The organism is Epibacterium ulvae, from assembly GCF_900102795.1.
Lineage (GTDB): Bacteria > Pseudomonadota > Alphaproteobacteria > Rhodobacterales > Rhodobacteraceae > Epibacterium > Epibacterium ulvae.
In genome coordinates this window covers 22,393-34,065 of the sequence record NZ_FMWG01000020.1, presented here as the reverse complement: position 1 = coordinate 34,065, position 11,673 = coordinate 22,393, and the positions used below count along the sequence as shown (strand labels likewise).

At 53.8% G+C, this 11,673-nt stretch carries 9 protein-coding genes and 1 pseudogene; 3 read left to right on the top strand and 7 right to left on the bottom strand.

The features are described 5' to 3' along the window. The 4 genes and pseudogenes from BLP79_RS18910 to phhA form a co-directional block, all read right to left on the bottom strand. Positions 1-239 (bottom strand): annotated as a pseudogene (locus BLP79_RS18910) (ATP-binding domain-containing protein); the annotation flags it as partial. Between the two features lie 117 nt (positions 240-356). After that, the gene (locus tag BLP79_RS18905) at positions 357-2,606 is read right to left on the bottom strand and encodes an AAA family ATPase (RefSeq protein WP_090221249.1); all 2,250 of its coding nucleotides are present in this window, start codon (positions 2,604-2,606) and stop codon (positions 357-359) included. Then, positions 2,603-3,058, bottom strand: a complete 456-nt coding sequence (locus tag BLP79_RS18900; RefSeq protein WP_090221248.1) for a plasmid mobilization protein — start codon at positions 3,056-3,058, stop codon at positions 2,603-2,605. Before BLP79_RS18900 ends, BLP79_RS18905 begins: the two co-directional genes overlap by 4 nt. A gap of 447 nt (positions 3,059-3,505) precedes the next feature. Further along, on the bottom strand, positions 3,506-4,291 hold the full coding sequence (gene phhA / locus BLP79_RS18895; protein WP_090221247.1) for a phenylalanine 4-monooxygenase: 786 nt from the start codon (positions 4,289-4,291) through the stop codon (positions 3,506-3,508). Positions 4,292-4,410: 119 nt separating this feature from the next. Here phhA and BLP79_RS18890 point away from each other — a divergent pair, with 119 nt between their 5' ends. Then, on the top strand, positions 4,411-4,881 hold the full coding sequence (locus BLP79_RS18890) for an Lrp/AsnC family transcriptional regulator (protein WP_090221246.1): 471 nt from the start codon (positions 4,411-4,413) through the stop codon (positions 4,879-4,881). A 40-nt stretch (positions 4,882-4,921) separates the two neighbouring features. Here BLP79_RS18890 and BLP79_RS18885 read toward each other — a convergent pair whose 3' ends face one another. The 3 genes from BLP79_RS18885 to BLP79_RS18875 all read right to left on the bottom strand — a co-directional run bounded on the left by BLP79_RS18885 (position 4,922) and on the right by BLP79_RS18875 (position 8,076). Continuing rightward, positions 4,922-6,742 carry a M3 family oligoendopeptidase gene (locus BLP79_RS18885; protein WP_090221245.1) on the bottom strand — a complete coding sequence of 607 codons (1,821 nt, stop codon included), beginning with the start codon at positions 6,740-6,742 and terminating at the stop codon, positions 4,922-4,924. 75 nt (positions 6,743-6,817) lie between these two features. Beyond that, complete coding sequence (locus tag BLP79_RS18880; protein WP_090221244.1) at positions 6,818-7,771, bottom strand: alpha/beta fold hydrolase; 954 nt, start codon at positions 7,769-7,771, stop codon at positions 6,818-6,820. A 14-nt stretch (positions 7,772-7,785) separates the two neighbouring features. Further along, positions 7,786-8,076, bottom strand: coding sequence for an SCP2 sterol-binding domain-containing protein (locus BLP79_RS18875; RefSeq protein WP_090221243.1), 291 nt, complete (start codon positions 8,074-8,076; stop codon positions 7,786-7,788). A gap of 105 nt (positions 8,077-8,181) precedes the next feature. Between BLP79_RS18875 and BLP79_RS18870 the strand changes: the two genes are divergently transcribed. Continuing rightward, positions 8,182-8,769, top strand: coding sequence for a tetratricopeptide repeat protein (locus BLP79_RS18870; RefSeq protein ID WP_232716643.1), 588 nt, complete (start codon positions 8,182-8,184; stop codon positions 8,767-8,769). 43 nt (positions 8,770-8,812) lie between these two features. Continuing rightward, positions 8,813-11,671 (top strand): helicase-related protein, encoded by a 2,859-nt coding sequence (locus tag BLP79_RS18865; RefSeq protein WP_090221242.1) that lies wholly within the window; start codon positions 8,813-8,815, stop codon positions 11,669-11,671. Positions 11,672-11,673: the final 2 nt, after the last annotated feature.

Here is an 11,673-nt window from a genome sequence, read left to right as displayed (position 1 = left end):
AGCTGTAGGTCTGATTTGTGCCGGGTCATGGCGACATAGGCCAGGTGATGGTCCATGCTGCGCGAGGCGAGCACATAGGCCTTATCCACGGTTGCGCCTTGTGATTTATGGATCGTGACCGCGTAGCCATGGTCAAAATGCTGATACTTTTGGGTATTTATACGCAGATCACGCTTTGGATCATCATCAAGGGTGACCTTTAACTCGCCTTGACTGACCTCTGTCACCGTGCCCAGCATACCGTTTTTGACGCCCAGATCCTTGTCGTTCTTGCTAAAGGCCAGCCGACCCCCGGCGGCAAAGGCGCGTGGGCCGGTTTCCGTGTGGTAGAGATGTTCAATGTCTGGCGGTTGCCCTTAGCGCAGTTGGGCGCGTATGGCTTGGTTCAGCGCGTGCACGTCCTTGCGTTTATGCGCCAAGGCAAGCCGTGATTTCCGTGCCCCGTGTGCCGCCACATCCATGACGTAAGACGCTGCGAGGTGATCAATCGCCTCTTCCTTGGAGGTGTTCGTCGTGACAGCTTGTTTCTCAGCATAGCGCGTCAGGGCTTGGTGGCTGCGCCCCTCGGCCAGATCTTTGGAGGCCTGTTTGTGCCAGTCCGCTTTTTGTCGGTGGATTTCCGTCAGGCGTGCCGCACCGTATTGCTTAACCAGATCTCGGAAGGGCGTGCCTGCCTCAATCGGTTGCAGTTGCTCAGGGTCGCCAACCAAGACCAGCTTGGCCCCAATCTCATTTATCTGTTTTGTAATCCGCGCCAGTTGACGGGTGCCGATCATACCGGCTTCATCCACCACCAGCACATCGCCTTTGGAAATCGGGCTGTGGCCGTTCTTCCAGGAGAGTTCCAGTGAGGCCAGCGTGCGGCTGGGAATACCGGATGCACCTTCCAGACCTTCGGCGGCCTTTCCGGCCAGTGCGGCCCCGTGAACACGCAGGCCTTGCTGTTCCCAAGCCATACGCGCGGTGTCCAGCAGGGTGCTTTTGCCCGCACCCGCGAGCCCGACAACGGAGGCCATGTGATTGTCGCCCAGTACATGGTGCAGGGCACCGCGTTGTTCCTGGCTCAGTTTGCCGCCAAAATCCTGCATCATGCGTCTGTCCTGATCTGCCATGGCACGGGTGATGTGCTGGTCTTGAACCTGAAAGCCGCCTTGTTCTTTCAGTTTGGTGGCTGAGGTATTCAGTTGTGCTTCTGCCTTTTGATAGTCTTTGGTGGTGAAACGCGGCTGCAATGTACTGGTGCTTTGCAGAGGCACCAATTCACCTGAGGCCATGGCCGTGCGTGTTGCTGCCTGCAGCTCCATGGGGTCCGGCAAGACCTGCGCCAATGCCCGCAGCACATCGGTGCGGGTGAAGTCAGCCTTTTTCTGCGAGATATGATCCAGCACCAGCGCAGGATCTTTGCGCAACTGTTTGGCTGTATACGGCAGCGCTTCGGGACGGATTTGGAGACGTTGTTCGGGATCTGTGCTGCGGCCAAAGATTGGCTGCAGGGATCGCTCGTGTGCATGCTGATCTAACGCGCGGCGTTCCGCCAGATGGCGTGTGATTAAGGCCTGTTGCTCTGCGCGATCCGTAGCCTTGGCGGCCTTCGCCTCAGACAGGACCTTGTCTCTTTTGACCACATCCTGCCCGGTCATGCGATCAAACAGGGCGCGCAATCCTCGGCCAGCACTCTGTCGTTGGGCCAACAAACGGTCACGCTGCCGCTGGATCTGTCGTTCAATCAGTGCCTCACGTTCCTGCCGTTGCCGGATCACCAGCTCATCCCGCTGCTTTTGAAACAGAGGAGATGATTTTTGTTTCTTTGGCGCTGGCAGGTCTTTGGCCTGCGAAAGAACATCCTCAACCGAGGGCAGCCGGTCTTCTGAGCCCAGACGTTGGCGCAGATCCTTTGGGCGCACGCCACACCAACGCGACAGCGACCAGATCTTACCATCGCCATCCACGGCCACAAAACCACGCCGCGAGCCACGCGCCAGCAGAAAACCTTCCTCCTGCAGGGCAGCTGCAAAGCTGTTCAGATCATCTGATTGCGCCCAACAGGATTGAAACTTCGCTTTCAACGCTTTGGGATCACGGTCCGCGCGTTTCGCCTGTCCTGCCTCTTGGCGGGAATAGTTCAGCGGATCGCGATCCTCAAACCGCTTGAACCCATCGGGCATGTCCCAGCCCTGATCCTGATAGATCTCGCGCGACAGCCCCATCAGCTTGCGTTTGAAATGGGGCAGCTGAATTGCGGTCATGCTCTTGGGGTCAATGCGCGACCATACACAATGGGCGTGGCGACGCCCGTTTTTCTCATGAAATACAATCGCGCGGGGCTGTCCAGAAAGCCCAAGCCGTGCCTCAGCATCAGAAATGGCCTGTTCAAAGACCTCAATCGGCACATTTGCCTCAAGGGGCGGATTGAAAGACATGGAAAACAGATATTTCCGGCAGCGGGTGCCCGAGGCAATCATCTCAACTTCCGCAAAAGCGCTGGCCAGATCATGGCTCAAAAAGCCCTCGACACGATGCAGGGTCACATGATCATTGTCGCGCGGGTTCATCAAATGCCGCGCCAACTCCGCCCCATACCCACGTGCGTTGGCCTCCAGGATCATCCAGACCTCCGACCTTTACCAAGCGCTGTCATCAAGGCGGTGCGGATGGCCAAGAGATGTTGATTGGCCTCCGCGATCTGACCCTTGGCGCGATCATCCTCAATCATCAGACCAAGGTTTGCGTGATGCGCCAATTGGTTCAGATTGCTGGCGATACGAGAATGGCCAAGCAGACCCATCACCTCCGACAGTGCTTTCTTCTCCGCAATGGCATCCGCTGGGCGCGTCGCCCGCAGGCGCTCCTCCTCTGCAAAGACACAGGCCCGCACATAAGCGCTGAGCGTCATCCCAGCCGCCAGCTCTTCCAGACGCGCCCGTTCTTCAATAGTGAGGCGCAGTGTCAAAGGGGACAATTCCCGGCGCTTTGACGCTTTGGTTTTTGTGGGTATACCCGCAGCGGCCCGATGCGCAGCCGTCAGCGTCGCCTCGGTTTTAACCTTGCCTTTCCTCATGGGCCTGGCTCCGGTGGAGGAGGTAGAACGTTTGTGTCTTGGGGTTGCTGATCTTCCGCAGCCTCAGAAAACGCCGCCAGCTTGCGCGAAACCTCTGGATCTGCACGTAAAACCGCAGACCAATCCTCCAGCGCAGACAACACTTTATCCGCTTCAAAAGGTTCTAGATTACTCCTCCCCGGTGCACCATTTCACATTTTGATGTGAAATTATCTAAAAATTCAAATATTCCAGATGCTTGCGGAGTTCGATAGCCGTTTTTTCGCTCATACGCGAATGGTGCTTTGAAAGCTGTTTTTAGGATAATTTTCCGCACTTCTATCGATCCCTTTTTGTAAATATTCCAAGGGCTTGAGAGGGATTCTCTTGAAAATTCGGTAATTTCGTCGAGTGTACTCTTAGTTTTGTGGTTTGGGGCAGCTTGTCAGCCAACAAAAGCTTGGCTTCTTAGCGCAATGAAAGTCCTGAAAGTGGGGTTTGCCCAAGGTTCTGAGCTTCTTTCACGTCAGCAAGCAAGTCGCGCTTTGACGCTTCAAACAATTGCTCCAGCGTGTTTAATACAAAATAGACAGGTTGCGGAATATCGATGCGATACGGCGTGCGTAGGATGTCGATCACGTTGAAATCACGAAATTCTGGTTTATCGGAGGTCGCGTGCAACATTTCAGACGGAGAAGAGGCAAGCCCTGATCCAAGCGCTTTGATGGAAGCACCTTCCCGTAATAAGCCAAATTCAATGGTGAACCAATAGAGGCGGATCAGCCATGCATAATCACTCTTTGTTGCGCGCGTGCCCGCTTTACCAATCGCCTGTGAGAACTCTGCGAAGCGTGGGTCTGTCAACAGCGGCGTATGGCCAAAGATTTCATGAAAGATATCTGGTTCCTCAATGTAGTCAAAATCTTCACGTGATCTTATGAATGAGGCCGCTGGAAAGGTTTTGTCTGCGAGCATCGAGAAAAATTTCTCGAAACCAATCAAGGCAGGGACAGGTGCGACCTGCCATCCTGTCAATTGACGGAGCGTGGCCGAAATTTCAGTGCATTGAGGCACCCGCTTTTGTGGTATACGCATACGGTCCAAGCCATCAAGATAAGGCTTTGCAGCATGGGTTTGGACACGTGGCAATTGCTGCGCATAGAGATCTGCCCAGACACGGTCTTCTGCCTCTGAATATGAGATATACCCGTCTGCGTCTGGTGTCTTCACGAGATATTTTGTTGATTTTGGCATCGACTGCTCCTCAAATCTGAGTTTCAGTTTTGTTGAGATGATCGGAAATTTCTTGCCTATTTTGCGATATTTGGCTCTTTTGGGGGTAAAATTTTCCCTAAAAGGAGGTTTGTGAGAAAATGCCACCTGAACTGGATATTGCCGATCGTGCCTTGCTGGCGCATCTACAAAATGACGGTAAGGCCAGTCTGCAAGATTTGGCTGATGTTGCAGGGTTGTCTACGTCGCCATGCTGGCGACGGATCAAACGGCTGGAAGAGTTGGGATTGATCAAAGGATATATCGCGCGGCTTGACCCCAAATTATTGGGGCTGCATGCTTTGGCTTATGTTTTTGCCACATTGCTTGATCACAGGGAGGAAACCATCGCAGCCTTTTCCCGATTGGTCGAAACCGAGGCCCGCATTGTGGAATGTGCCTCTGTCACCGGGGCGGCTGATTTTATCCTGAAAGTCGCGGCAAAGGATCCCGAGGATTTGGAACATTTTCTTATGCGCGGTATTTTATCAACGGGGCTGGTACGTGAAAGTCAGACCCATTTCATTTTGCGTCAGACCAAAACGCGTAGCCCCTGGCCATTGCTGGGGTAGGCACTGCCCCAGAAGAAACGGGGGGCAGTGCGCAGATGGATTAATCTTCCATCGCTTCCAATTCGTCGATCATATCGGAAATCATGCTCAGGCCCTTGTCCCAGAATTTGGGATCAGATGCGTCAAGGCCAAAGGGCGCCAGCAGGTCTTTGTGATGCTTCGATCCGCCCGCTTTAAGCATATCGAAATACTTGTCTTCAAAGCCTTCTGCGCCGGATGCGTAGACCGAATAAAGCGCGTTTACGAGGCCATCCCCAAAGGCATAGGCATAGACATAAAAGGGTGAGTGGACGAAGTGTGGGATGTAGGCCCAGAAGGTCTCATACCCTTCCATGAAATCAAAGGCTTCACCAAGAGATTCAGCCTGAACAGACATCCACAGCGCGTTTATATCATCTGGTGTCAGCTCACCTTCAGCGCGGGCAGAGTGGAGTTTGCATTCAAAGTCATAAAAGGCAATCTGACGCACGACCGTGTTGATCATGTCTTCAACTTTGCCCGCCAGCAGGACTTTGCGGGCTTCTTTTGTTTCCGCGGCGTCCAGCATTTTGCGGAATGTGAGCATCTCACCAAAGACGGACGCTGTTTCTGCCAGTGTCAGCGGGGTTGAGGACAGCATTTCACCCTGTTCAGCGGCCAAAACCTGATGCACACCATGGCCCAATTCATGGGCCAAGGTCATTACGTCGCGTGGTTTGCCAAGGTAGTTTAGCATCACATAAGGGTGCACATCAGTCACTGTGGGGTGCGCAAAAGCACCTGGAGCTTTGCCGGGTTTTACGCCTGCGTCGATCCAGCCTTTGCTAAAGAAGGGCGCTGCGATTTCACCCATACGGGGATCAAAAGCATTGTAGGCGTCCATGACCGTTTTTTCTGCGTCTTCCCAGGCAACGGTATGGGTATCTTCCATGGGCAGCGGGGCATTGCGATCCCAGACCTGCATCCGGTCCAAGCCCAGCCATTTGCGTTTCAGCTCATAATAGCGATGCGAAAGCTTGGGGTAGGCGGCAACCACAGCTTCGCGCAGCGCTTCGACGACCTCAGGCTCTACATGATTTGACAGATGGCGCCCCATCTGCGGGCTTGGCATACCGCGCCAGCGATCCAGAATTTCTTTTTCCTTTGCTTGCGTGTTGTGAACGCGAGCAAAGGTTTTAATGTTGTCGTTGAACACCCGCGCCAACTCGCGCGCTGCGGCTTCGCGTTTGCTGCGATCTTGTTCTGTGAGGAAGTTGAGCGTGCCTTCGATGTTCAGCTCTTGGCCGTCGATGGTGAAGGTCAGGCCTGCGATGGTTTCATCAAACAAACGCTCCCAAGCATCTCCAACAACTCCGAGATCATGCAGAAACTTTTCCAGCTCATCTGACAGCTGATAAGGTTTCATCGCACGAATGCGATCAAATACGGGTTTATAGCGCGCAAGATCGGTGTTCGTAGTCAGATGTCCTGCCAGAACGTCATCTTCGATGCGGTTCAGCTCCAGCGTAAAAAACACCAAAGGTGTGGTGAAGATCGTGATCTTCTCCTGCATGTCTGACATGAATTTTGCGCGATCCGCATCGGTTGTCAGCTGATAGTAGCGCAAGCCGGCAAAGGACATGATACGTCCGGCGATTGAGTTGATCTTTTCATTGCGCAAGACGCAGTCCAGCAAGCCTGCGGCGTCAAGCTCTGCCAGTTTGCCCTCATAATCTGCTGCAAAGGCACTGCATTCACCTTCTAACCAGGCCAGATCGCGATCTAGTTCGGGGGCATCTTCACCAGCGTAGAGGTCGCTCAGATCCCATTCTGGCAGATTTCCAAGACTGTCTGCGCCGGATCCTGCATTGGCATCGCGCACGGGAAAGGGAAGCTGAAACATAGGGGCTCCTGAATGGTATTTCTTGTCTGCAGAAACATCTAAGCACGGACCACGTGAAGCACAAGCAAACGCGTGCTAAGGTGTTTTAAACTGCGAAAAGAACGTGATGATTTTGTTATGAGTTGCGGATCGTGTGGAGATGTTCTCCATCAAAACCTCATGGCGTGCTTTGGGTACGATTTCCAACGTTCCGTTTGCCCAGCGCTCCATTCGGTTGTGAATGGCCTCGGTGGAGACGATCTCTTCGTTATCACCAAGGAAGGTCAGGCACGGATAGTCAGGAGAGGACATATCGGCAAGGGCTGTGCACTCTTTCAACGCTTCATAAACCCATTGCACACTGGGCCCGCCTAGTTCCAGCTTTGGTTCATGTGCCAGATGATCCCGTAAGTATTGATACATCATGGGATCATTGGTCAGCAGATTGCCGTCAAAGGCTTGCTCTAACACATAAGACCCTGCGCTGGTGGAGGGGGCGAGCCATCCTCCATATCCAAGCAGAGGCGCAACATGGCCCAGAATGCGGGCGATAGGGCGTAGCGCATCCGGCACACGTATCCCCCACATTGGTGCTGTAAAAACTGCGGCTTTTACGTCTAAGCCATTGTGCAAGGCGCGTAGTGCGATAGCTCCCCCCATGGAGTGACCAAGAACATACCAGGGTTTCGGCAGCTTAAGATCTGTTGCGTGTTGTATCACCGCGTCTACGTCTGTTTGAAACGCTTTGAAACGGTCAATATGGCCTCGCAGGCGGTCATGATATAGACGATCCGCCAGACCTTGGCCGCGCCAGTCAACAGCAAGGGTCGCGTAACCTTCACGTGCAAAGAAATCTGCGGTTATGCCGTATTTTTCGACGTATTCAGTGCGCCCAGGAAAGAGCAGCAGCGTACCTTTTTCCGTATCCGAGGTGCTGCGCCAGTGGCCAATTCGGAGGCGTAGACCATCAGATGTGCGAACCCAATGCGCCTGACCGGTCGCGGGTCCTTTTGCGACCTCATTGTAGAGAGGAGCTGCATCAAACGTCATTGGGTCTTCGCCTTTTATGCGAGGGCTGAGGCCAATTGCATTGCAATGCCCATGTCGCCGTCAATGGTAAGCTTGCCCGACATAAATGCATTGGTTGGGTTGAGTTCACCTGACAGAATCTCTTGAAAGGTCTCAGCATCTGCAGACAATGTAACGTCTGCCTCATCATCGCTGACCCGTGCACCGCTGCTGTCCAGAAGGATTGCGCCCAGATCTGCGATTTCGAACTTTGCTGTTGCAGGGAAGTCAGCACCTTGCAGCTTTTCGTTCAGGGCTTGGGCAGCTTGTGCGAGGATGTCGCTCATCTTGTAGTCCTTTTCTTAAACTCAGTCAGCAAACAGATCTTTGTGACCGGCCTGCGACTCAGGATTGAAAATGGCAGGGCTCAGGTTAGATTGATACATGTGATGATGAAAAAAACTTTGCGATCCATGATAAATGACGAAAGGTCACAGACCTTTTATAAGTCCATTGCACTGTCAGCGCTTTTGATTTTGGCGCCAATGTCAGGTTTTGCGCAAGATAAGCCTGCGGATCAATTGCTGCAACAATTGGCTACGGCTAACGCCTTGGAAGCCGTCGATCTTGACCGAGATTTGCAAGCAATCTGGCGGCGCAGCGGGTCTGCTGCGATGGATCTGTTGCTGCGACGAGGTGAGCGCGCACTGGAGCAGCAGGCGCCAGCAGAAGCCATAGAACATCTGACAGCTTTGGTAGATCATGCGCCGGAATTTGCAATTGCGCGGCTTCGGCGGGCGGAAGCATTTGCGCGGCTTGATCAGTTTGGTCCAGCCGTCGCTGATCTGGAACAGGCGCTTCATCTTAACCCCGATGATTACAATGCATTGTTCGTTCTGGGGCAGATTTTGGAGCAGTTTCGCGATCCTGAGAAAGCCTATGAGGCCTATACGCGCGCTAAGGCTATACATCCGCATCACGAGGCAGTAACCAATGCTTTGAAACGATTGGCGCCTTTCACAGAAGGGCGCAAACTGTAGGTCTAATGTTTTAGACGCAGGGCGGCGGGTAAGGAGTGGTGCAATGATGCGCGCATCGCGGGTTGTGGCTGTTTTAGGCCCGACCAACACAGGTAAAACGCACTACGCTATCGAACGGATGCTGGGCTATCGTACAGGGGTAATGGGGTTTCCCCTGCGCCTTCTTGCACGGGAAGTCTATGACAAGATTGTTGCGATTAAAGGCCCTTCTGTTGTCGCCTTGGTGACTGGCGAAGAGCGAATCGTACCGCCCAGGACCCAGTATTGGATCTGCACCGTCGAATCGATGCCCGAAGGGATGGGCACTGATTTTCTTGCCATCGACGAAATCCAGCTTTGTGCTGACCCAGAACGTGGGCATGTGTTTACAGATAGGCTGCTGCGCGCACGCGGCACGCATGAAACGCTTTTCCTAGGCGCGGATACCATTCGTGGGGCTATCGCTGATTTGGTGCCAGGCGTTGAATTCATGCATCGTGAGCGGATGTCTGATCTGGTCTATGCTGGTTCCAAAAAGATCAGCCGCATGCCGCCACGCAGTGCAATCGTTGGGTTTTCGGTTGATAATGTCTATGCCATTGCTGAACTGATCCGCCGTCAGAAGGGCGGGGCAGCTGTTGTAATGGGCGCCTTGTCGCCCAGAACTCGGAATGCGCAGGTGGCGCTCTATCAAAATGGAGAGGTGGATTATCTTGTGGCAACCGATGCGATTGGCATGGGGTTGAACCTTGATATCGACCATGTTGCGTTTTCTTCTACTGCGAAATTCGATGGCAGACGCATGCGGGATTTAGCCCCCAATGAGCTTGCGCAGATCGCGGGGCGTGCAGGGCGTGGTATGAGCCATGGCAGTTTTGGTGTGACTGGCGATGCTCGACCACTAGATGAAGGCACTGCTACCGCGATTATGGAGCATCACTTTACGCCCCTGAAAAAGCTGAACTGGAGGTCTGCAGATCTGAAATTTGGGACGGTTGAGGCACTTATACGCTCGCTTGAGACAAATTCTAATCACGAACGCCTGCTTAAAGCGCGCGAAGCGGATGATTTGCGTGTGCTGAAAACCCTGTCTGCGGATGCGACTGTGGCGGCGCGTGTGACTGATGCCAAAACCGTCAGGTTATTATGGGATGTATGCCGAATCCCGGATTTTCGCGGCATCAGCCATGGCGAACATGCCTCACTTTTGACGGTGATTTTTGACTATCTCCATCAGGGTGGCTCAATTCCTGATGATTTTATGGCGCGGCAGATTAAACGTATTGATCGAACGGACGGAAATATAGATGCATTGTCCAAACGATTAGCGTTTATCCGCACGTGGACCTATGTCGCGCAAAGGAAAGGCTGGCTGCGTGACGAAAACAATTGGCGTAGCGAGACGCGCGCTGTAGAAGACAGGCTGTCGGACGCGCTGCACGAGCGGCTGACTCAAAGATTTGTGGACCGGCGCACATCCGTGCTTTTGCGCCGGCTCAAACAGAAGGAGGCCCTTTTGGCCGAAGTGAATGACAAGGGTGAAGTGACCGTCGAAGGTGAATTCGTGGGTCAACTCGAAGGGTTCCGGTTTTCTCCGGACAAAAGCGCTCAGGGCGCAGAGGCAAAGGCGCTGAAGTCTGCGTCCTTACAGGCCTTGGCTCCGCATTTCCATCTGCGGGCTGATCGCTTTTACAACGCACCCGATACTGAAATTGATTTTACGGATCAGGGCGGCCTGATGTGGGGGGAATATGCGGTTGGTAAACTGACTGCTGGCGCAGATGCGCTGAACCCGCGTGTTGAGGTTTTTGTCGATGATGCCGCTGGGGTCGACGTGGCCCAGAAGGTAGAGCGCCGTCTGCAGCATTTTATCACGCGCAAGATTGCAACGTTGTTTGAGCCCCTGCAAAATCTCCAGAAAGACGAAGAGCTGACAGGGCTTGCTCGTGGCTTTGCGTTCCGCATGGTTGAAGATCTGGGGGTTATGCCGCGTGCAAAAGTTGCACAGGATGTAAAAGATCTGGATCAAGATGCCCGTGCGGCCCTGCGCAAGCATGGCATCCGTTTCGGCCAGTTTACGATCTTCATGCCCCTGTTGCTGAAGCCTGCACCAACGCGTTTGCGTCTGTTGCTTTGGTCTTTGGCAAATGATCTGCAAGATTTCCCCGAAGCACCACCTCCGGGACTGGTGACTGTTCCAACCATGAAAGATGCGCCACGAGGCTATGACACAATGTCAGGGTATCGTGCCGCAGGCGAGCGGATGATCCGTATCGATATGTTGGAGCGTTTGGCGGATATGCTGCGCAATGAAGACAGCCGCGGCGGGTTTGAAGCGAAGGCAGATATGCTGTCGATCACAGGTATGACGCTTGAACAGTTTGCTGACCTCATGCAAGGCCTTGGCTACCGTGCCGAAAAAGGCGAGCGTGAGAAGGTGAAACAAGCACCAGCTTCGCCGACAGCTGAACCCACGACCGACGATACCGCGGTGGAGCCTGCGACTGCAGAACCCGCATCTGCTGCTGAAGGCACCTCACCTGAGGAAGAAGCTTCTGCAACAGAAGAATCGGTCGCGACTGTAGATGACACAGCTGCGAAAGATGAAGCGGAAGCCACTCCTGAGGCGACAGAGCCAGAGACCGAGGTGTTTTTCACCTTCACATGGGGCGGCAATCGTAACCGGCAAAATGCCGGGCGTGGTCAACGTCGTACCGAAGGTGAGGGAGAGGCGCGCCAAAACCGTGGCCGTGGCAAACCTCGTGGCGGCAAACCACAAGGTGGCAAGCCGGGTAAAAAAGGTGGTCCACGTCAGAACCAAGGTGCAAAATCTTTCTCTGCACGCCCACCAAAGAAGGAAAAGCAGATCGATCCTGATAACCCATTTGCGGCCGCACTGATGGGCCTCAAACAGGGCGATTGATT